The sequence below is a fragment of the Aestuariivirga sp. genome (genome assembly GCF_046093005.1).
Classification (GTDB): Bacteria; Pseudomonadota; Alphaproteobacteria; order Rhizobiales; family Aestuariivirgaceae; genus Aestuariivirga.
In genome coordinates this window covers 1-18,716 of sequence record NZ_JBJTER010000201.1, presented here as the reverse complement: position 1 = coordinate 18,716, position 18,716 = coordinate 1, and the positions used below count along the sequence as shown (strand labels likewise).

The following is an 18,716-nucleotide window of genomic DNA, read 5'->3' as shown; positions in this document are numbered from 1 at the left end:
CGCTCCCTATCCCCCACCCACCCGCTGGGGCCGTGCCAGGCCCGTTCGGCTGACGCTGCCACGGGCGGCGCCGCTTGGCGCCGCCGCCACACTGTTGGCGCTGACGCGGCCCTGGCAGCGGGTTTTCCTCTCCGCGGGACCTTCTCTCCTCCCCGCGCCGCGCCGCGCCGCGCTGCTCATGGCAAGGCCCATGCGGTTGGTTGCGGCATCGGCATCGTTCAGCGCATGCCAGATCGTCACGGCGAGTGTCGGCGGCTGGGTGGGGCCCAGCACAAGCGCCATGTCCACCACCGTCGCGCCATAGACGAACACGATCACCAGTGGCCAGCGCAAGTCATGCAGCAGTTGCGGCAGCACAATCCGCAGCCAGGCGGAACCCGCGCCATGGCCGAGGCTGGCGGCGGCGCGGCATTCCTGCGCCAGCCGGCCCGCCGCATCGCCCCGCGCCAGCGCGGCGACGGCCGCGGTGAGCAGGAAGGGGAGTTCCTTCAAGGCCAGTGCGGCGGTCAGCGATACACCCCACGGGTCCTGCACGGTGATCCAGCCGGGCGGCGCATCACCGCCCGCCACCAGCCGGGCAATCAGGCCCGAGGGCATGATCAGAAAACCAAAGCCAATCGCGAAGGCCAGATGCGGCAAGGCCAGTCCCGCCGCCGCCAGGCCACGCACCATCCGCTGTGCCGGAAGCCCCGCAAGAACCACCACGGCCATCGCCAGCGCCAGCAGCGTGGCGATGCCGCCTGTTAACACCGAAAGAAGGAGGCCCGGCCATAATTGCGGATGGCTGAAAAGCATGTGCCAACCGTCAGCGTCCACCGCCGCCGGGGCCAGCATCGCAACTGACAAGACAAATGGCAGAACCCACAGCACAATTGTGGGCAGGGCGCCGCCGGCGGCGGTCAGGCGCCGTAGCGTTCGAGCCATGCCGCCTCGATCAGCGGAACCCAGCTGCCATGGGGCTCAGGGATGGCGGCTGCCGGCATGGAGACCGCGCCCGGCGCCTCTCCCCCTTTGAACAGCGCCTTGTCGGCGGGTGTCAGTTTCGCAAGGTCGAGCACTGTCGGATCGCCCCAAACGGCAAGATCCGCCTTGCGTGCCTGCGCCTCCGGCGACAGCAGGAAATTGGCGGTAGCCCGCGCGGCCTGCGTGGCGCGGGAATTGACCGGGATCGCCACAAAATGCGTGTTGCCGATGCTGCCGCCGCGGTTTTGCCAGGCGATGGTGGTGGCGGGCAGGGTTCCCGTTGCCACGAGATTGGCGGGCTCGTTGGGGTTGAAGGTGAGGCCGATCAGCAATTCGCCATCCGCCACCATCTGTGTGACCTGCGCCTGCGACTGCGGAAACTGCTTGCCCTGCCGCCACAGATGGGGGTGCAGCGCATCGAGAAAACTGAACAGCGGCTGTGCCGCAGCAAGAAAATCCTGCTTGCCGATTTTGGCGCCGAGCTGCGCGCGCGAGGCCATGGTTTCGACCAGCGCCTGCTTCAAAAATGTGGTGCCGTGAAAATCCGGTGGCGCCGGATAGCTGACGCGGCCGGGACTTTTTCGCGCCAGATCGAGAAGTTCGAGCATTGACAGTGGCGGCGCTGAGAGCTTCGCGCCATCGGCGAAGAAGGTGAGCTGCGCCATGCCCCAGGGCGATTCCAGGCCCTCGGTGGCTTCGGCAAAATCAATCCGCGTCGTGGGTTTGCCGCGCGTATCCACCAGCGTGAAATTCGGCAGGTCTTCGGCGAACGGGCCAAACAGCAGCCGCTCTTCTTTCATCACCCGGAAATTCTCGCCATTGATCCAGATAAGGTCGGCGCTGCCCGGCTTGCCCGCCGCCACCTCGTCACGCACCCGGCGCACGGCCTCTGCCGTGTCGGCCAGTTTCACATGGATGAGCGTGATGCCATGGCGCTGCTGCAGCTCCGCGGCCATCCAGGCGATATAGGCGTTGATCTGCGGTGAGCCCGCCCAGGCGTTGAAGTAGACGGTCTGTCCCCGGGCTTCGGCCAGGATGCCGTCCCAGCCCTGCGCAGCCCGCGCCACGCCCAGAAACGGCATGCTTGCCAGCAGCTGCGCAAGGCTGCGGCGGGTGAGAGCGGATTTCATAGCCGATGGCTCCATGGCGGCCCTGCTGTGAAGGAGAATGGCCAGAAAGTGAAATCAGTTTGCCGTGATCATCGGGCGGGGTGCCAGGCGCGTGCCGCTGGGGCAGATTTTTCGACGATGCTAAAGCCATTGACCGGAATGGTGACGGCGGGGCTCCAGTCTTCTCCCGGCCAGCGCACCAGCAGTTCCGCCTTGTCGGCCGGGCCGATGCCGGCGTGAATCCAGCCTGCATGGCCTGACACATGGCCGCCGCCGGAGGTGATCTCGCGCCGTTGCGCACCGGCGTCCGTCCTGACTTCGACGATGGCGCCGATGGCGTCGCGGTTGGGCCCGGCCTGGCTTAGCCAGATTGCAACCCAGTTGCCGGCCTCCGGCGTGGCGTTGCGCCAGATTTCGGCCTTGCTGTTGCGGTTGACCACCAGGAGATCGGCAAGGCCGTCGAGGTTGAAATCCACCACCGCCCCGCCGCGCGCCTGCGCGATGCTGGCCACACCAGCCTTGTCCGCCATTTCGGCGAACTTGCCGTCTGGCCCCTGCACAAGAAGATTGTTGGGGTCCTTCATGGCGAAGTCCGGCATCTCGGAGACATTGCCCTTGGCCACGAACAGGTCCACCCGGCCGTCGTTGTTCACGTCCTGAAACTCCGTGTGCCAGGCGGTGGACGGCTTCAGATCATCGCCCATGAAAGGCCGGTGCGCGGTCACACCCATCGGCCAGGCGACATCCTTGTAGGAAGGCTTCGGCGGGGAACCATCCCTGGGCGGAGCGGCCAGGGTTTGCAGCTTGTTGTCGGCCATCGAGGTCAGGAAATATTCCTGGTAGCCGTCATGGTCGAGGTCATAACCGGCGATTCCCATGCCCCAGATGCGCAGATAGCGCCAGCCGTCCTGCTTGCCATAGAGGGTGGGCGGCTTGCCCGGCGGCACCCGCCACATCTGCTCCTGCCCGCCCTCGTAGTATTCCCGGTCATTCGAAACGCGCAGATCGGCAGCGCCCGAATTGCTCCAGTCGGTGAACAGCATGGAAAGCGGGCAGTAGCTCGGCGTCAGCGGCAGTGGCGGCGCGAAGCCCTTGCCGCCCGGGACTGGGCGATGCAGCCAGTTCGGTGTGCAGGAACCCCAGGGCTCCAGCTCTTCGTTGCGGTCGATGTAATTGCCGATGGCGATGCTGGGCCATGAAGCGCCCTTCTCCCAGATCGCCGCGAAGGCGGTGGACCAGGCATCGCCGCCATTGAAGCCCCAGGCCTCATTGGCCCGCGAGAAGCGGCACTGGCCCTCGCCTTTCATGACGAGGTTCTCGCCCACCCGCAGCACCACCACGTCCATGATGCCGTCGCTGTCGATGTCGATGGGGTAGGCGCCGGTGACGGCGTCGAATTCAAGCCCGCTCTGCTTTCTGGCGAAGGACAAAGGCCCGCCGCGCCTGCCGGTGTTGACGTAGAAATGCGCCGGCTTCTCGCCACCCGCCAGCAGCATGTCGGGAAAGCCGTCATCGTTGCAGTCGAACACCGCGGCCCCGCCGCCCACCATATATTGCCACTCGCCTGAATAGACGCTGTCGATGCCGGACGTTGCCGTTTCATCAATGAAGCGCGGAACCAGCGGCGGCTCTGCGGCATATGCCTGGACCGTCAGCGCTGAAAGGGCGAGCGCAACCGCCCGCCTTCTCACGTGGAACTCCGGGTGCGCAGCGCCAGCGCATGCTGGCCGATGCAGCGGCCCTGCGCGAGGCCTTGTTCGATGGCGGCGCGGAAATGAATGCCGCCATAGAGCCGCGAGATGCCGGCTTCCCGCGCTGCCTCCTCGAAGCTCGCAAATTTGCGCGGCGCGAGGCCATCGCGCTCATGGGTACGGTCAATAAAGGCGAAGTTCCCGCCATAAAGGCCGGTCAGCACCACCGCTGCCGCACCCGACTGCGTGCTGTGGCCGCTTGGATATTCCGGAAATGGCGGGGTGATCAGAACGGGCTCCCACTTCGGGTCGATCAGCTTCTTGATGTAGGTGACCGGCCGCAGCAGATTGTATTGATACTTGGCGTTCCAGCAGCCGATGAAGCCGTCGGCCACCGCGACGCCCAGACGCATCAGCACCTCGGCCGACTTGTCGAGGCTGGCGTTCTCGCCGGACAGGATATCGAGCGCGATCGCCATCCAGTGTCCGGGCGGAGTGGGCGACAGCATCGGATCGTCCGACCAGAAGCGCGCGATCTTTTCCTGTTCCGGCGTCAGGTTCTTCACCGTCCGGTAGACCTCCAGCGCTTCCTTGAAGAAGGCGGAAGAAGGGTCCTCGCTATAGGCGGGCGGTGGCGGCAGCGGGCAGGAGGCGCCATTCGGCATGGCGAAGCTGCGGTTGTTGCCCCAGCCCGGCAGCAGTGGAAACTGCTGCTGGCGGATGGCGCTGGTGGGAACCCAGCTGCCGGGCGCCTTGGCCAGCGCATAATCGAGCGGAAAGCCCATGTTCTCGATCACCGCGCCACCGTCGCCCGCTGACCAGGCGAGTATGGCGGCGGTCAGCTCCTCGCCATAGGCCAGGCTCCGCGCCGTCACATCTTCGGGCACGCCGGCCAGCGCCTCGGCTTTGAATTTCTTTTCGGCCGCCGCCATCACCCGCTGCCCGGTGGGCCCGGTGTTGCCGAAGAACGCCTTCACCGCCGAAGCCATCACACAGTGGATGATCACCTGGTCATTGTAGCGTTCACCCGCCTTGCGTCCCGGCAGACCTGACAAGGCGTTGAGCTGGCCCTCGAGCGAGACCAGCGAGGTTGAGCCGGATGCCACCGCCTGATAGGCGGCGACACCGAGATAGGCGAAGGACCGGCTGGCCACCGGCGGCGAATAGGTGGGCGTGTGGCGGACCAGCCGCAGCACAAGCCGATACCATTGGCGGAGAATATCCCCTGCTTCGGCATCGGCTTGCTGTGCGGAAGCAGCAGGGCGCCAGGATGCCCAGGCTGCCGCGGCAGCGGTGGCCCGCAGCATGGTCCGGCGTGAGAGGATCATGCGATTTCCTCCAGTTCCCGGGCCCGCCGCGCCGGCGGGCCATGGGCGAAGACCTCGCGGTCGACATGGCGCAGCGCCAGGGCGATGGTGCCGGTGATAATCATATCGGTATCGATCGGCACCACTTCGATCTCGACATTGCGGCGCAACTCCTCGACCACGCCGTCGGCCAGTGCGCGCTCGAGGCCCGGCATGATCAGCGGCATGGCCCGGGTGCCCGGCCCCGCCAGCACGATGCGCGACGGCGTGAGAAGGGCGATGAGACGGGCCAATCCGAAGCCCAGCGCCTCTCCGGCCTTGGCATAGGCGTCGCGGGCCATCGGCTCACCGCGTCCGGCGGCTGCTTCCAGTGACAGCATTTCGGCTTCCGGGATGGCGTTGAAAGATGGTGGGCGCGTGGCTGCCTCGCCGGAGGCCCAGCGCAGCAGGCTGTAGTCCGCCGCATAGGCCTCGACACAGCCGCGCCGCCCGCAGCGGCACAAGGGTCCGTCCGGCAGGTGGTTCATGTGGCCGAATTCGGCGGCGGCGCCGGTGGGCCCGTGATAGACCTGCCCGTTGACGATCAGCCCCATGCCCACGCCATAGCCGATGAACACCACCGCCGCGGTTCCGCCATAGCGGGCGCGGTCGGCGCCGATCAGGCCCTCGGCCATCATGTTGGCGTCATTGGCCATGCTGCAGGCAATGCCGAGGCGGTCCTGGATGATCGCCGATACCGCGATGTTGCGGCTCCGGAAGGCGGGGCTCCACACCACCGTGCCCAGCCGTGAATCGGCGACACCCTGCACCGCGATGCCGATGCGGGCCACGCGGCCTGCGGGCACTTGCGCTTTGGCGAGCAGGGCGGCGATCTCATCCGCCACCAGCCGTCCGAAGGCCTTGGGGTCAGCATCATAGGTGGCGGTGCGCGCCCTGCGCCTGGCCGTCACCTGGCCGCGGCCGTCGGCCAATGCCAGTTCAATGCCGTCGATCGATAGCTTGACCGCGACCACATGCGTCGATTTCGGGTTGATGTCGATGTGGGTCAGCGGCCGGCCGCGGCGGTGTAGGTTCTCAGCCGGCGCCTGCGGCTCGCCTGCCTCCTCCAGGATGCCGTCGGCGATGAGTTGCGAAGAGATCGAGGTGATCGAGGCGGGCGACAGCCCGGTCTGGCGGCCGAGTTCGACGCGCGCCAGCGGCCCATGCTGACGCAGCGCCTCGATCAGCAGAAGACGGTTCTGCCGCCGCACCAGATCGCTGTCCGCCTTTTCCCGCATGCCATCCTTTCGCAGCGCAACAAAATCTGCTGCACCGCAAAACAAATTTATTTTGTTCTCATGTTGACTCGGCTGGCGCTTTGCTGCAACATTTTTTTAGACGCCGAAATAAAACAATCGATCGTCCAGAGCCGGGGGTTTCCGTGCGGTGGCGTCAAGCCGCCTCAGGGAGGCGTCTCATGGAAACCGCTCAGGCTTGGAGGAGGACCCTATATGTTTCGCAAGATCATGACCATGGCGGCGGGTGCGCTGGTGCTCGGCCTGTCCACCCTGTCGGCGGAAGCCGCGGGCAAGAACATCTGCGTGTCCTGGAAGACCTTCCAGGAAGAGCGCTGGAAGACCGACGAGGCGGCTATCAAGGCTGTCGTGGAGGCGGCTGGCAACAAGTACTTCTCGGCTGACGCGCAAGGCTCTGCCGCCAAGCAGCAGGCTGACATCGAGGGCCTGATCACCCAGGGCTGCAACGTCATTCTGGTCGTCGCCTTCGACTCCGACGCCATCCTCCCGGCCTTCCAGGCCGCGGCTGATGCCGGCGTCAAGATGATCTCCTATGACGTGCTCGTCGAGCATCCCGACGCGCTCTATGTGACCTTCGACAACGTGGGCGTCGGCCGTCTGATGGCCAAGACCATGCTCGAGAAGGGCAAGCAGGAAGGCGACTTCGCCTTTATCAAGGGCGACAAGGGCGACCCGAACGCCACCTTCCTGTTTGAAGGCATCATGGAAGTGCTGAAGCCCAACATGGACGCAGGCAAGATCAAGAATGTCTGCGAAACCTTCACGGACGGCTGGAAGCCGGACGCTGCCCAGAAGAACATGGAGCAGTGCCTGACCTCGGTGAACAACAAGGTCGATGCCGTGATCTCGCAGAATGACGGCATGGCTGGCGGCGTGGTTGCCGCTCTCGAGGCCCAGGGTCTCGCCGGCACCGTTCCGGTCACCGGCCAGGACGGCGACAAGGCCGCGCTGAACCGCGTGGCGCTTGGCACCCAGCTGGTCTCGGTGTGGAAGGACTCGCGCGTGCTCGGCAAGGCTGCCGCCGAATTCGCCAACATGATCGCCGATGGCAAGGCCGCGACCGAAATTCCGGGCGTCGGCAAGTTCTCCGGCGGCGCCAAGGGCGTTGAAGTGAACGCCGTGCTGATCGCGCCGAACCCGATCACCAAGGACAACCTGAACGACGTCATCGACGGCGGCTGGGTGACCAAGGAAGAAGTCTGCGCCGGCGTGGCCGCGGGCTCGGTTGCCGCCTGCAATTGATCTGCCGTTGAAAAACGGCATGTCTTGACGCAGCATTGCCCGCGCCACTCCCATGGGGTGGCGCGGTTTTCGTTTCACCAGAGAAGATGCGCGAAGATAGGCGCACGGCAACCGATTTGCGTTGAGGGGGCTTCGCGATGGCTGTGACCGACAATAACCAATCTCCGGCCTTGGCCGAGGAAGGGCCGCTGACGCGTTTCCTGCGCGCCACCGAAATCGACTCGCGGATGCTGGGTATGATTTTCGCCCTGCTGGTCATCTGGGTCGGTTTCGATGTCGCCAGCGCCTTCATCCGCGGCGGCGAGGGGCTGTTGGGTGGAACCTTCCTCACGCCCCGTAACCTTTGGATTCTGTTGGTTCAGACGTCCTCCATCGCGGTGATGACCACCGGCATGGTGCTGATCATCGTGATGCGCCATATCGACCTCTCGGTAGGCTCGATCCTCGGTTTCACCGCGGTCTGCATCGGCACCATGCAAGTCTATTGGCTGGGGCCGCTTCTGGGCGTCGGCCATCCGGCGATCTGGATTGTCACGCTCTTTCTTGGGCTGGCGCTCGGCGGGGCCATCGGTGCTTTTCACGGCACCCTGATCGCCTATCTCGGCATCCCATCCTTCATCGTAACGCTCGGCGGCCTGATCGTCTGGCGCGGCGCCGCCTGGTCGGTGATCCGCGGCGAGACGGTTGCGCCGATGGACAAGAACTTCAAGCTGATCGGCGGCGGCATCTCCGGCATCACGCCGGGCTCGATCGGCGCCACCGCGAGCTGGCTACTCTGTATCTTGATCTGCCTTGCGATTATCGCCCTCATCATCAACGGCCGCCGGCAGCGGCGCAGGTTCAATTTTGCGCTTCGGCCGATTTGGGCGGAGTATTTTCTTGCCGTCGCCGGATGCCTGGCGGTGCTCGGCGTCACCTGGATGGTCAATTCCTACTATTGGCCCAAGGGAGTTGTCGACCGCTGGGCGCAGCAAACCGGCGTGACCGTGCCCCCGGAGGGACTCAACATCGCTTTTGGCTATTCGATCCCCGTTCTTATTGCCTTGGGCATCGGTATCGGCATGACCTTCCTCGCCAACCGCACGCGGTTCGGCCGTTACATCTACGCCATCGGCGGCAATCCGGAGGCCGCCGAGCTGGCGGGCATCAACACCCGCAAGATCACGGTTCTTGTATTCACCCTCATGGGCATGCTGGCGGCTGTGTCGGCCTCGATTTCCGCGGCGCGGCTCGATTCCGCCACCAACGCGCTGGGCCAGTTCGACGAGCTCTACGTGATCGCCGCCGCCGTCATCGGCGGCACGTCCCTCGCCGGCGGGCTTGGCACGATTTATGGCGCGATGCTCGGCGCACTCGTCATGCAGTCGCTGCAATCGGGCATGACGTTGCTCAATTTCGAATCCGCCACCAAGGACATGGTGGTGGGCTGCGTTCTGGTCTTCGCGGTCTGGATCGACCAGGTCTACCGCCGCACCGTGAAATGATGGGAGAACCCGCATGAGCTCCAGGTCAGCACACAAGCATCCCGCCCACGGCGAGCGGGCCGGCCCGCCGCTGATCGAGATGCGCGACATCTCGATCGCCTTCGGCGGCATCAGGGCGGTGGACCACGCCTCGGTCGATCTCTATCCCGGCGAGGTGGTGGGCCTGCTCGGCCACAACGGCGCCGGAAAGTCGACCCTTATCAAGATTCTCTCCGGCGCCTACAAGCGCGATCATGGCGAGGTGTTCATCAACGGCGAGAAGGTCGAGATCAACAACCCGCGTGACGCCAAGGCGCTTGGCATCGAAACCATCTATCAGACGCTGGCGCTGGCGGATAATGTTGACGCCGCCGCGAACCTCTATCTCGGGCGCGAGCTGCGCACCCGCTTTGGCACGCTCGACGACGCCGCGATGGAGGCTGAGTGCCGCAAGGTGATGGGCCGCCTCAACCCCAATTTCCGCCGCTTCAAGGAGCCGGTGAAGGCGCTGTCCGGCGGCCAGCGCCAGTCGGTGGCCATCGCCCGCGCCATCCATTTCAACGCCCGCATCCTGATCATGGACGAGCCGACCGCCGCGCTCGGCCCGCAGGAAACGGCGCAGGTGGGCGAACTCATCAAGCAGCTCAAGGCCGAGGGCATCGGCATCTTCCTGATCAGCCACGACCTGCATGACGTGTTCGATCTCGCTGACCGCCTCACCGTGATGAAGAACGGCCGTGTGGTGGGCACCGCGCGCACCAGCGACGTCGACCATGACGAGGTGCTTGGCATGATCATCGCCGGCAAATGCCCGCCTGCCGCCGTCCCGGGGCCGGGGGCGCTGCAGGGCGCGGCCTGACGCCCGTGACGGCCTTCGACGTCGTCGCCATCGGCGAGCCGCTCTATGAACTGAACCGTCAGCCGGCTGGCTATTTTCTCCCGGGCTTCGGCGGCGACACGCTGAACGTCGCCATCGCCGCGGCGCGGCTCGGCAGCCGCTGCGCCTACATCACGAGGCTCGGCGCCGACATCTTCGCCGATGAGTTAGGCGAGCTCATGCGCCGCGAAGACATTGCCATGACGGGCATTCGCCGTGACGCCGCCGCGCCGACCGGCCTCTATTTCGTCACCCATGGGCCGCAAGGGCATGTCTTCACCTACCGCCGAAAGGGCTCGGCGGCGAGCCTGATGACCCCGGCTGACCTCGACGAGACGCTGATCGCCAGCGCCGGCTTCCTGCACGCCTCCGGCATCAGCCAGGCGATCAGTGCCAGTGCCGCCGAAACCGTGTCCGCTGCCATCGCCATCGCCAGGGCGCACGGCGTCAGGGTTTCCTTCGATACCAATTTCCGCCCGAAGCTGTGGACCGCGGCGGCCGCCCGCGGGCCGATCGAGTCCGCGGCGGCGCAGGCCGATGTTCTGAAGACGTCAGCGGAGGATTGCCAGGCGCTGATCGGGCTTGTGGCGCCGCGGGACATCGCAACACATTTCCTGGCGCTCGGCTCGAAAGCCGTGATCGTCACGCTGGGCAAGGACGGCGCCTTGGTTGCGACGGCGGCGGGCGCCGTGCGTGTGCCGGGCCGCCAGGTTGATGCCGTCGACGCCACGGGTGCGGGCGATGCCTTCACCGGCGCTCTTCTCGCCGAACTGGCGCGTGGCGCGCCGCTTGCCGAAGCCGCCTTCTTCGCTAATGCCGCGGCGGCGCTCTCGACGCTGGGTTATGGCGCCATCGCGCCGCTGCCGCGCCGGCCCGCGGTTGAGGCAGCGCTTGCCGCCGGCGATTGATCTGAATCAAGGCCGGTTTTGGCCCGCGCCCTGAAAAGGGCTGCGAGTTTCAGGAAAGCCGCCAGTTCATGTCCGACGCGCGCGTCAAAGAGAGCGTGAATCCGCTTGCGAGGAACCCGCTGGATGTGCTCGCCAGCGCTCATGCCTTGCAGTCCGAGATGTGCGATGCCATGGAGCGGATCGCCGATGGCCTGCCCGACGAGGTCGATCGCCGCCTGTGTGCCCGGGTTGCCTCCTGCCTGCAGTTCGATCTGCCTCTGCATCATCACGATGAGGAGGCCTGTCTGTTTCCCATCCTCCGCAACCGGGCCTTGCCTGAAGATCGCGTCGATAAGGTTATCGAACGGCTGGCCAGCGAACATGAGTCAGACAATGACTTTGCCTCCGAAATCTCCGAGGCGCTTGAGCTTCTGGCGCAAGGCGGCCGTCCGGACAATCCGGACATGCTGGGCTACATGCTGCGCGGTTTTTTCGAGCGCTACCGGCGTCACATGCTCTGGGAAAACGCCTTGGTCTTGCCGCTCGCCCGTCTGCGCCTGAATCCGGACGATCTGGCGGCGTTGCAGGCCCGGATGAGCGAAAACCGGCGCCAGGCCGGGTGAGTCTGGCGGCCCGCGCCGGTTGAGCATTCATAGTTTACGAAGTATTTAGATCGCTTATCTCCAGCTTGGCACAAACTTTCCTTCCTAGCTTGCCCCTTACAGCACTACGGGAAGGAGGCACAGGAATGATGCTTGCTCGCATAACTGGATGGGCGTGGCCCGCTTGCAACCGGCCTCGGCGTCCGCGCGGCGCCCCGTTGCTGGCGGGATGACCGACTCAATGTCCGAATCCTGCGATATCACCGTACTTAGACTCAGGTCCTCGCTGGATCTGACCTCCATGGAAGAACTCCTGCGCGACCTCAAAAAGGCCCGCAATACCGCCGTGGTGCTTGAGGCGGGCGAGGTTTCCCGGGTCTCAACGATCGCCCTACAGGCGCTACTCTCCGCGTGGATGACCTGGAAATCCGACGGGCACGATTTCCATGTGGCCTCCGCGTCTTCCACGCTGCTCGAAGCAGCCAATCTCCTCGGCTTCCCGCCGGACTTTCTCCAGGGCGAAGGACTTTCCTCATGACTGCAACGATCCTGACTGTCGACGATTCCCGGACCATGCGCGACATGCTGCGCATGGCCCTCACCGATGCCGGCTTCCGCGTGATCCAGGCGGAAGACGGGCTGCATGGCCTCGATGTTCTCCGCCAGGAGATGCCGCAGGTCGTGATCACCGACATCAACATGCCCCGCATGGACGGCTTCGGCTTCATCGAAGCTGTCCGCCAGGACGCGAAATACCGGGGCGTGCCCATCCTGGTTCTCACCACCGAGAGCGACGACGACAAGAAGATGCGCGCCCGGCGCGCCGGCGCCACCGGATGGATCGTCAAGCCCTTCGACCCGGTGAAGCTGGTCGCCGCCATCCGCCGCGTCGCCGCCTGACGGGAGCCATTCATGGACCCGATGGCCGAAATCCGCCTGACCTTCTTCCAGGAATGCGAGGAGCAGCTCGCCGCCCTTGAGAATGGCCTCATGGGTATGCAGGAAGGCAACTCCGATTCCGAACTGGTCAACGCGGTGTTTCGCGCCGTGCATTCGATCAAGGGCGGCGCCGGAGCCTTCAAGCTTAACGCGCTGGTGAGTTTCGCGCATGTCTTCGAAACGGCGCTCGACAAGGTGCGTTCCGGGGCGCTGACGCCGGACACCGATGCGATGAAGCTGTTCCTGAGGGCTGCGGATGCGCTTGCGGATCTGGTCGCCACCAGCCGTGACGGCGCCGTCACCGACACCGCCCACTATGCTGCCATCGAAGAGGAATTCAATGTCCTGATCGGCGCTGCCGCCAGCGACGCGGGGGAGGATGACTTCGAGGGTGTGGACTTCGCGCCGGTCACCACGTCCTTTGACACTGGCGAAGAGCCGGCCGAGGAAGGCCCGCCGCTCAATGTCTTTGTTATCAAGTTCCGGCCGTTGCGTGAGCTGTTCAGCAAAGCCAACGATCCTCTCGCCTTGTTCCGTGAGCTGGCGCGCCTTGGCAAGGTGACGTGCCAGTGCGATCTCAAGAACCTGCCGTTCCTCGACACCATCGAGCCGGAAGACAGCTATCTCTCCTGGGAACTCCGCATCGAAACCCCGAGCGGCATGGCCGACGTCAGGGAAGTCTTCGACTTCGTCGACGGCGACTGTGACCTTTCGATCGCGCCCGGCGCAGCAGCTGGGTTTGGCGAGCCTTCCGCCGCGCAAGTCCAGCCAGACAAGATCGCCGCCACCAAGAAGCCGAAGGAAGAAAAGCTGAACGCGGTCTCCGATCTTCCCGCTGCTGCAGCGCCGCTCGCGGCGGTGGAGCCCGATCAGGCGCCGCAAGCCAAGGCCACGCCCGCGAAGACAGCCGTGCAGCCGACGATCCGCGTCGATCTCGACCGCGTCGACCGGTTGATCAATCTGGTGGGCGAGCTGGTCATCAACCAGGCGATGCTCACCCAGCGCGTTCTTCATTCCAGCCATGTCCGCGACCGCGAGGTGACCAGCAGCCTTGAGGAATTGGAGCGCCTCACCCGCGAGATCCAGGAAAGCGTCATGGCGATTCGCGCCCAGCCGGTCAGGCCGCTGTTCCAGCGCATGTCGCGCATTGTGCGCGAAGTGGCGGACGCCACCGGCAAGGATGTCCGCCTGCGCACCGACGGCGAGGCCACGGAGGTCGACAAGACGGTGGTGGAGCTGCTCGCCGATCCGCTGACCCACATGATACGCAACGCTGTCGACCATGGCCTCGAAACGCCTGACCAGCGGGCTGCCGCCGGCAAGACTCCGGAGGGCACCGTCCGGCTTGCCGCGGCGCACCGTTCGGGCCGCGTCATCATCGAGGTGAGCGACGACGGCGCCGGTATCGACCGTCCACGCGTGCTGCAGAAAGCCATCTCCAACGGGCTGGTGCCACCGGATTCGCAGCTCAACGACAGCGAGATTGACAATCTTCTGTTTCTCCCGGGCTTCTCCACGGCCCAGTCCATCTCCAGCATTTCCGGCCGCGGCGTTGGCATGGATGTCGTCAAGCGGTCGATTCAGGCGCTGGGCGGCCGCATCTCGATCGCCTCATCGCCGGGGCAGGGCTCGACCTTCACCCTTAGCCTGCCGCTCACCCTCGCGGTGCTTGACGGCATCGTCGTCACGGTAGATGAACAAACCTATGTGATCCCGCTGACCGCCATCGTCGAGACCGTGAAGCATGAGCAGTCGCGCATTCACTACGTTGGCGATCATTCATTCGTGCTGCGCGTGCGCGATGTGCTGGTGCCGCTGATCGATGTCGGCGCCGAGCTCGGCGTCCGGCCGCCCGCGACGGAGGTCAGGTCAGGCGTCGCCATCCTGATCGAAACCGCCAACGGCAGCCGCAGCGCGCTGCTCGTCGACAATATCCAGGACCAGCGCCAGGTGGTGATCAAGAGCCTCGAGACCAACTACAAGCGTGTCGAAGGCATCGCCGCCGCCACCATCCTGGGCGACGGGCGCGTCGCGATGATCCTCGATGTCGATGCGCTGGTTGGCTCACGCCATCATGACTGGAATCCATCTGAAGTACCCTTTGCAAGAGCGAGCTGATTCATGATCGAGAAATCCCCAACCGACCTTGCCCGTGAAGCGGAGTTCGTGGCCTTTCGTTCTGGCGGCCTGGAGTTCTGCATCAACATCATGTCGGTGCGCGAAATCCGCGGCTGGACGCCGGCCACCACCATTCCGCGCGCGCCTTCCTATATCCGCGGCGTTATCAACCTGCGCGGCGTGGTGCTGCCCATCGTCGATCTCGGCGCCAGGCTGGGGCTGCCAGGCGCCGAGCCAACCGCCCGCCATGTCATCATCGTCGCCCAGGTGGGCGACCGGGCTGCGGGCCTGCTCGTCGAAGCGGTGTCGGATATTCTCTCGGTTGAGGACTCGAGCATCCAGCCGACGCCGGATGTTGCCTCCAATCTGGCGCGTATGTTCGTGCGCGGTGTTATCGCCATGGATGGCCGGATGATTTCTGTCATCACACTCGACAATGTGCTGCCCGCCATGGAGCTTGAAGCCGCATGAAGACTGGTGCTGCGGGGCCAGTGGCTGCGCTCGAGCCACGGCCCGCCGCGGCAGGTGAGTTTGGGTTCGATAACAGCGATTTCGAGTTCATCGCCGCCGCGATTTATGAGGAGGCGGGCATTCACTTGCCCGCCACCAAGGCCAATCTGGTCTATTCGCGCCTGGCCAAGCGGCTGAGGGCGCTGGGCCTTGAGAATTTCCGCGACTACTGCGCTCTGGTCGGCTCCGACAGCGGGGCCTCTGAACGCGCGCAGATGATCGCCGCCCTCACCACCAACGTGACGCGATTCTTCCGGGAGCCGCATCACTTCGATCATTTCCGGGAGAATGTTCTGGCGCCGGCCATCAAGGACATCAAGGCGGGTGGGAGGCTGCGCGTCTGGTCGGCTGGCTGTTCCAGCGGACAGGAGCCTTATTCCATCGCGCTCACCACTCTTGGCGCGCTCCCCGATGCGCGCGCCTACAATATCCGGATCCTGGCGACGGACATCAATCCGCATGTTCTTGAGATAGCGCGCCGCGGCGTTTATCCTTCCGAAGAGCTGACCAGCGTGCCCGCCGACCTGCGCCGCAGCTGGCTCGAACCAGCTGGTCCAGGCTCCAGCCGTCTTGACGATGGCCCGCGCGGACTCATTACCTTCCGTCCGCTGAACCTGATCGGCTCTTGGCCCATGCGCGGCCCCTTCGACGCCATCTTCTGCCGCAACGTTGTGATCTATTTCGACGAGAAGACCCAGATCCGTATGCTGACCCGCATGGCCTCGCTGCTGCGGCCGGGCGGCTTTCTCTATCTTGGGCATTCCGAGCGCCTGGTGGGGCCAGCGGAAGCGCTTTTCAAGGTCCATGGGACAACGGTCTATCGAAAGCGGGGAGGGACATCAGAATGAGCAAGATCAAGGTTTTGGTTGTCGACGATTCGCCCACGATGCGGCAGCTGGTGTCGCGGGTCCTTGAAAATGATCCAGAAATTGACGTGGTCGGTTCCGCGAAATCGGCCCAGCATGCGCGCGAACTCATCAAGCTTCTCGCTCCGGACGTGATGACGCTTGATGTCGAGATGCCGGAAATGGACGGGCTTTCCTTTCTTGAAAAGGTCATGCGGCTCAGGCCCATGCCGGTGGTGATGGTCTCGACCTTGACCGCCAAGGGCACCGACACCGCGGTTGCGGCCCTGGCGCTGGGCGCGGTCGATTGCGTGGTGAAGCCATCCGCGAGCGACCCCGACAGCTTTGATCAGCTGCCCGCCAAGATCAAGATCGCCGCCAAGGTCAAACGCCGCGCGCCCACGATTCAGGCTGCGGTGCGGCCGCCGCATGTGAACGGGTCCTACCAGCCGGACGGCAGGGTGGTGGGCATCGGCTCCTCCACTGGCGGCGTTGAGGCGCTCATTTCCGTGCTCACCGCCTTTCCGGCCAATTGCCCGCCCACCCTCATCACCCAGCACATGCCGCCGGTATTCACCCGCAACCTGGCGGCGCGGCTCGACAAGATGTGTGCCCCGCGCGTCGTTGAGGCAACGGTCGGGGCGCCGCTCACCCCTGGCACCGTCTACATCGCGCCTGGCGGCGATCTACATCTTGAGGTGGCCGGCCGCACCAGCTTCGCCTGCGCGCTGAAGCCTGGCGGGCTGGTCAACGGCCATTGTCCCGCAGTTGACCGGCTGTTCTCTTCCCTGGCCCGCTCGCTCGGGCCCCGTGCCGTTGGTGTGCTGCTCACCGGCATGGGGCGCGACGGGGCCCATGGCCTGCTTGAGATCCGCGAGGCGGGCGGCCGCACGATCGCGCAGGACGAGTCGACTTCAGTCGTGTACGGCATGCCAAAAGCGGCGGTCGAACTGGGCGCGGTCGATTCGCAGCATCCAATCGCCCGGATCGGCGAAGTCATCATAGAGGCAACGTCCAGCAGGACATAGCGGAGTATCTCATGCCCTACATGCAGCATCTGAAGGTCATGGTGGCCGACGACACGTCGGTTAGCCGCATGCTCCTTGTCGACAGCCTGAACGCCATTGGCATCAAGAACATCGTGCTCGCGGGCGATGGGGAACAGGCGCTCCAGATCATGATGGCCAGCCCCTGCCACATCGTGTTTTCAGACATGAACATGCCCAAGCTCAACGGGCTGCAGCTCCTGAAGGCGCTGCGTGAGTTCGGCCCCACGAAGCAATGCTGCTTTATTCTCGTCACCGGCAAGGGCGACCGCGCCATGATCGAAGAAGGAAAAAAATACGGCCTGAACAATTTCCTGGCCAAACCTTTCACGGCGGTCACGCTGAAGGCCGCCATTGAGGCGGTGACTGGGAAGCTGGTGTAAGCGGGCGGGCATGAGAAGTAACCGTATCAACATCGTGCAAGGCGAATACCACGTAAGCGGCACGGCGGATGTTTCCATCACCACGCTGCTGGGTTCGTGCGTGGCGGCCTGCATCAGCGATCCCGTCGCTCGGGTCGGCGGCATGAATCATTTCCTGCTGCCGGGCGAGGACACCTCCTCGCCGCTGGTGACGAGGCACGGCGTGCATCTGATGGAGCTATTGATCAACGGCCTGCTTAACAAAGGCGCGATGCGGCATCGCCTTCAGGCCAAGCTGTTCGGTGGCGCCCGCACCATGCGGGGTCTCGGCGACTATGGGGCCGCAAACATCAAATTTGCGCAGGACTTTCTTGGGCGTGAAGGCATCGCCATTGTCGGCGGAAGCCTGGGCGGCGACGCTGGCCGGCGCATCCAGTTCTGGCCAGCCACCGGGCGGGTGCGCCAGAAAATTGTCCAGGCCACCGAAGATCTTTTGCCGATCCCGTCCACCGCACCGCCGGCATCCGGCGGCGAACTGGAGTTGTTCTGACATGGCAAATGCCGAGCGCCGCTTGCACGCCCCGGGTCCCGGCGGGGCGACCCACCTCACCATGCCGGTGCTTCTCAGGCAGCTGGCGCATGAACTGGGCGCGCTGCAACTCATGGCGGCTGACATGGAGGCGACAGTCGATGACATGATCGAGCGTCATGCCGGCGTGCTCGATGCCCGAAGCATCCAGAACCTTCAGCTGCTGGATATCCTCAATCAGACACTGCTCGCGCTATCGGCCTTCGCCGCCAACACCGCCGTGCTGTCATCGCCTGATTGGGAAGTCGATGGCAAGGCCGCGACGGCGGGCCTCAAGCTTGCGAGTCTCGCGCAAAGGCTGGCCCGGGGCAGCACCACTGCCAGCAAGGCGCCGGTCGAGAGCTACGAGTTCTTCTCCGACAATTGACCGGGCCTCTGGCCGCCACGAAGGGCAGCCCATTTCTGCGTATTGCCATCCTCGGGGTTGATCCGGGGGTCTTGCTTGCTTTCAGGCAAGACGATGCCCGAATCAAATCCGGGCATGGCGCGCATGCGGCGATCCGCCTAGGCCGCCGGCGGATTGGCCTTGATATGGGCATCGAGCGCCTCGCGCAGCTCCTTTTCCTTGGTTTCGTCCAGCGAGGTGCGCAGCACCGTGCCGCCGAACTCCCCGAGGCCCGCCACCACCTTGTCAGTGGTCATCTTCTTGACCAGCAGGAACAGCGCCGCGCCATTGGGTTTCAGCGCCGCCGCCACGCCCTTCATGAAATCATCCTTGATGCCGAAATCCGTTAGAGCGGCACCCTATCTGAATGAATCTTTTTGGGATTCCCAAATCAGCGAGAAAATGATTCACACTGTCTGCCGGGTTTGGAGGCCGGCAGTCATGTCGAAAGCGCTGTCACTCGATCTCAGGGTCCGGGTCCTGGCC

At 64.7% G+C, this 18,716-nt stretch carries 19 protein-coding genes and 1 pseudogene; 14 read left to right on the top strand and 6 right to left on the bottom strand.

Annotated features, from left to right (window positions below):
- Window positions 1-6: 6 nt before the first annotated feature.
- The 5 genes from ACKOED_RS17075 to ACKOED_RS17055 all read right to left on the bottom strand — a co-directional run bounded on the left by ACKOED_RS17075 (window position 7) and on the right by ACKOED_RS17055 (window position 6,347).
- Window positions 7-795: a hypothetical protein gene (locus ACKOED_RS17075; protein ID WP_408917830.1), complete on the bottom strand. Its 789-nt coding sequence runs from the start codon at window positions 793-795 to the stop codon at window positions 7-9.
- 104 nt (window positions 796-899) lie between these two features.
- Window positions 900-2,093, bottom strand: coding sequence for an ABC transporter substrate-binding protein (locus tag ACKOED_RS17070; protein ID WP_408917829.1), 1,194 nt, complete (start codon window positions 2,091-2,093; stop codon window positions 900-902).
- Window positions 2,094-2,161: 68 nt separating this feature from the next.
- Window positions 2,162-3,763 carry a CRTAC1 family protein gene (locus ACKOED_RS17065; RefSeq protein WP_408917828.1) on the bottom strand — a complete coding sequence of 534 codons (1,602 nt, stop codon included), beginning with the start codon at window positions 3,761-3,763 and terminating at the stop codon, window positions 2,162-2,164.
- The gene (locus ACKOED_RS17060) at window positions 3,760-5,091 is read right to left on the bottom strand and encodes a vanadium-dependent haloperoxidase (RefSeq protein WP_408917827.1); all 1,332 of its coding nucleotides are present in this window, start codon (window positions 5,089-5,091) and stop codon (window positions 3,760-3,762) included. Before ACKOED_RS17060 ends, ACKOED_RS17065 begins: the two co-directional genes overlap by 4 nt.
- Window positions 5,088-6,347 (bottom strand): ROK family protein, encoded by a 1,260-nt coding sequence (locus ACKOED_RS17055; protein WP_408917826.1) that lies wholly within the window; start codon window positions 6,345-6,347, stop codon window positions 5,088-5,090. The genes ACKOED_RS17060 and ACKOED_RS17055 overlap by 4 nt, the downstream gene beginning before the upstream one ends.
- A gap of 213 nt (window positions 6,348-6,560) precedes the next feature.
- On the opposite strand from ACKOED_RS17055, the gene ACKOED_RS17050 reads away from it, so the two are divergent.
- From ACKOED_RS17050 to ACKOED_RS16985, 14 genes are all read left to right on the top strand, one after another.
- Window positions 6,561-7,607, top strand: coding sequence for a substrate-binding domain-containing protein (locus ACKOED_RS17050; protein ID WP_408917825.1), 1,047 nt, complete (start codon window positions 6,561-6,563; stop codon window positions 7,605-7,607).
- A gap of 137 nt (window positions 7,608-7,744) precedes the next feature.
- Window positions 7,745-9,091: a sugar ABC transporter permease gene (locus ACKOED_RS17045; protein ID WP_408917824.1), complete on the top strand. Its 1,347-nt coding sequence runs from the start codon at window positions 7,745-7,747 to the stop codon at window positions 9,089-9,091.
- 13 nt (window positions 9,092-9,104) lie between these two features.
- Window positions 9,105-9,929: an ATP-binding cassette domain-containing protein gene (locus ACKOED_RS17040; protein WP_408917823.1), complete on the top strand. Its 825-nt coding sequence runs from the start codon at window positions 9,105-9,107 to the stop codon at window positions 9,927-9,929.
- A gap of 5 nt (window positions 9,930-9,934) precedes the next feature.
- Window positions 9,935-10,855 carry a sugar kinase gene (locus tag ACKOED_RS17035; RefSeq protein WP_408917822.1) on the top strand — a complete coding sequence of 307 codons (921 nt, stop codon included), beginning with the start codon at window positions 9,935-9,937 and terminating at the stop codon, window positions 10,853-10,855.
- Window positions 10,856-10,923: 68 nt separating this feature from the next.
- The gene (locus ACKOED_RS17030) at window positions 10,924-11,457 is read left to right on the top strand and encodes a hemerythrin domain-containing protein (protein WP_408917821.1); all 534 of its coding nucleotides are present in this window, start codon (window positions 10,924-10,926) and stop codon (window positions 11,455-11,457) included.
- A gap of 220 nt (window positions 11,458-11,677) precedes the next feature.
- A complete protein-coding gene (locus ACKOED_RS17025) occupies window positions 11,678-11,974 on the top strand; it encodes an STAS domain-containing protein (RefSeq protein ID WP_408917820.1) in 297 nt (98 codons plus the stop codon).
- Window positions 11,971-12,336: a response regulator gene (locus ACKOED_RS17020; protein ID WP_408917819.1), complete on the top strand. Its 366-nt coding sequence runs from the start codon at window positions 11,971-11,973 to the stop codon at window positions 12,334-12,336. The genes ACKOED_RS17025 and ACKOED_RS17020 overlap by 4 nt, the downstream gene beginning before the upstream one ends.
- Window positions 12,337-12,348: 12 nt before the next feature.
- On the top strand, window positions 12,349-14,493 hold the full coding sequence (locus ACKOED_RS17015) for a chemotaxis protein CheA (protein ID WP_408917818.1): 2,145 nt from the start codon (window positions 12,349-12,351) through the stop codon (window positions 14,491-14,493).
- A 3-nt stretch (window positions 14,494-14,496) separates the two neighbouring features.
- The gene (locus ACKOED_RS17010) at window positions 14,497-14,964 is read left to right on the top strand and encodes a chemotaxis protein CheW (RefSeq protein ID WP_408917817.1); all 468 of its coding nucleotides are present in this window, start codon (window positions 14,497-14,499) and stop codon (window positions 14,962-14,964) included.
- Window positions 14,961-15,851 (top strand): CheR family methyltransferase, encoded by an 891-nt coding sequence (locus ACKOED_RS17005; RefSeq protein WP_408917816.1) that lies wholly within the window; start codon window positions 14,961-14,963, stop codon window positions 15,849-15,851. Before ACKOED_RS17010 ends, ACKOED_RS17005 begins: the two co-directional genes overlap by 4 nt.
- Complete coding sequence (locus ACKOED_RS17000; protein WP_408917815.1) at window positions 15,848-16,876, top strand: chemotaxis response regulator protein-glutamate methylesterase; 1,029 nt, start codon at window positions 15,848-15,850, stop codon at window positions 16,874-16,876. Before ACKOED_RS17005 ends, ACKOED_RS17000 begins: the two co-directional genes overlap by 4 nt.
- Before the next feature lie 11 nt (window positions 16,877-16,887).
- Window positions 16,888-17,277, top strand: a complete 390-nt coding sequence (locus tag ACKOED_RS16995) for a response regulator (RefSeq protein ID WP_408917814.1) — start codon at window positions 16,888-16,890, stop codon at window positions 17,275-17,277.
- Window positions 17,278-17,287: 10 nt separating this feature from the next.
- Window positions 17,288-17,806, top strand: coding sequence for a chemotaxis protein CheD (locus ACKOED_RS16990; protein ID WP_408917813.1), 519 nt, complete (start codon window positions 17,288-17,290; stop codon window positions 17,804-17,806).
- Between the two features lies 1 nt (window position 17,807).
- Window positions 17,808-18,212 carry a hypothetical protein gene (locus tag ACKOED_RS16985; RefSeq protein ID WP_408917812.1) on the top strand — a complete coding sequence of 135 codons (405 nt, stop codon included), beginning with the start codon at window positions 17,808-17,810 and terminating at the stop codon, window positions 18,210-18,212.
- Between the two features lie 137 nt (window positions 18,213-18,349).
- Here the strand turns inward: ACKOED_RS16985 and ACKOED_RS16980 are convergent.
- A pseudogene (locus tag ACKOED_RS16980) lies at window positions 18,350-18,574 on the bottom strand (DUF1269 domain-containing protein); the annotation flags it as partial.
- Between the last annotated feature and the right edge of the window lie 142 nt (window positions 18,575-18,716).

Excerpts from the sequence above, each read along its gene's own strand:
- ACKOED_RS17075 (WP_408917830.1), bottom strand. The coding sequence starts at position 795 with ATGCTTTTCAGCCATCCGCAATTATGGCCGGGCCTCCTTCTTTCGGTG.
- ACKOED_RS17070 (WP_408917829.1), bottom strand. The coding sequence starts at position 2,093 with ATGAAATCCGCTCTCACCCGCCGCAGCCTTGCGCAGCTGCTGGCAAGC.
- ACKOED_RS17060 (WP_408917827.1), bottom strand. The coding sequence starts at position 5,091 with ATGATCCTCTCACGCCGGACCATGCTGCGGGCCACCGCTGCCGCGGCA.
- ACKOED_RS17055 (WP_408917826.1), bottom strand. The coding sequence starts at position 6,347 with ATGCGGGAAAAGGCGGACAGCGATCTGGTGCGGCGGCAGAACCGTCTT.
- ACKOED_RS17050 (WP_408917825.1), top strand. The coding sequence starts at position 6,561 with ATGTTTCGCAAGATCATGACCATGGCGGCGGGTGCGCTGGTGCTCGGC.
- ACKOED_RS17045 (WP_408917824.1), top strand. The coding sequence starts at position 7,745 with ATGGCTGTGACCGACAATAACCAATCTCCGGCCTTGGCCGAGGAAGGG.
- ACKOED_RS17040 (WP_408917823.1), top strand. The coding sequence starts at position 9,105 with ATGAGCTCCAGGTCAGCACACAAGCATCCCGCCCACGGCGAGCGGGCC.
- ACKOED_RS17030 (WP_408917821.1), top strand. The coding sequence starts at position 10,924 with ATGTCCGACGCGCGCGTCAAAGAGAGCGTGAATCCGCTTGCGAGGAAC.
- ACKOED_RS17025 (WP_408917820.1), top strand. The coding sequence starts at position 11,678 with ATGTCCGAATCCTGCGATATCACCGTACTTAGACTCAGGTCCTCGCTG.
- ACKOED_RS17020 (WP_408917819.1), top strand. The coding sequence starts at position 11,971 with ATGACTGCAACGATCCTGACTGTCGACGATTCCCGGACCATGCGCGAC.
- ACKOED_RS17015 (WP_408917818.1), top strand. The coding sequence starts at position 12,349 with ATGGACCCGATGGCCGAAATCCGCCTGACCTTCTTCCAGGAATGCGAG.
- ACKOED_RS17010 (WP_408917817.1), top strand. The coding sequence starts at position 14,497 with ATGATCGAGAAATCCCCAACCGACCTTGCCCGTGAAGCGGAGTTCGTG.
- ACKOED_RS17005 (WP_408917816.1), top strand. The coding sequence starts at position 14,961 with ATGAAGACTGGTGCTGCGGGGCCAGTGGCTGCGCTCGAGCCACGGCCC.
- ACKOED_RS17000 (WP_408917815.1), top strand. The coding sequence starts at position 15,848 with ATGAGCAAGATCAAGGTTTTGGTTGTCGACGATTCGCCCACGATGCGG.
- ACKOED_RS16995 (WP_408917814.1), top strand. The coding sequence starts at position 16,888 with ATGCCCTACATGCAGCATCTGAAGGTCATGGTGGCCGACGACACGTCG.
- ACKOED_RS16990 (WP_408917813.1), top strand. The coding sequence starts at position 17,288 with ATGAGAAGTAACCGTATCAACATCGTGCAAGGCGAATACCACGTAAGC.
- ACKOED_RS16985 (WP_408917812.1), top strand. The coding sequence starts at position 17,808 with ATGGCAAATGCCGAGCGCCGCTTGCACGCCCCGGGTCCCGGCGGGGCG.